Origin of the sequence: Rhodococcus sp. KRD197 (assembly GCF_017168235.1) — a bacterium.
Taxonomy (GTDB): Bacteria; Actinomycetota; Actinomycetes; order Mycobacteriales; family Mycobacteriaceae; genus Rhodococcoides.
The window spans coordinates 1-739 of the sequence record NZ_JABFAO010000091.1; the positions used below are offsets into that span (position 1 = coordinate 1).

1 protein-coding gene is annotated in these 739 nt (G+C 63.9%); it reads left to right on the forward strand.

Annotation, left to right across the window (positions count from 1 at the left end; all coding sequences use genetic code 11):
- A partial coding sequence (locus tag J1M86_RS25950; protein ID WP_206511930.1) for a biotin carboxylase N-terminal domain-containing protein occupies positions 1-739 on the forward strand: 739 nt, incomplete at both ends.

Here is a 739-nt window from a genome sequence, read left to right on the forward strand (position 1 = left end):
TGTTCAAGCGGATTGCAGTAGTCAACAGGGGTGAGGCGGCGGTTCGCCTGATCAGGGCTGTGAAGGAACTCAACGCCGAGTACGACTACGGTATCCGGACGGTGGCGTTGCATACCGATTCCGAGCGGCGGGCGATGTTCGTGCGTGCTGCGGATGAGGCGGTGGTGTTGCGTAAGCCGGAGGTGGGTTCGGCGTATCTTGATCATGGTGAGCTCGAGCGTGCGTTGGTCGAGTCCGGTGCGGACGCGGTGTGGGTGGGCTGGGGTTTCGTGGCGGAGGATCCGGCGTTCGCCGATCTGGTGGCCCGGTTGAACATCACCTTCATCGGGCCTTGCGCTGATGCGATGCGTCTGTTGGGGGACAAGGTCGAGGCGAAACTTTTGGCGGAGAAGGTCGGTGTCCCGGTCGCACCGTGGTCCGGTGGTCCGGTGCACACGCGCTCCGATGCCCGCCGTCATGCCCAGGCCATCGGGTATCCGTTGATCATCAAGGCCCGCTCCGGCGGCGGTGGCCGAGGAATCCGCAAAGTCTTCGCCGAGGACGAACTCGAACTCGCTCTCGAACGCACCCAAGGCGAAGCGGAGCGGTCTTTCGGTGACCCGGTGGTGTTCATCGAACGTCTCGTCACCGATGCCCGCCACGTCGAAGTGCAGGTCATCGCCGACGAGCACGGCAACGTGTGGGCGCCGGGTGTGCGGGACTGCTCGATTCAGCGACGCAACCAGAAGGTCATCGAAGA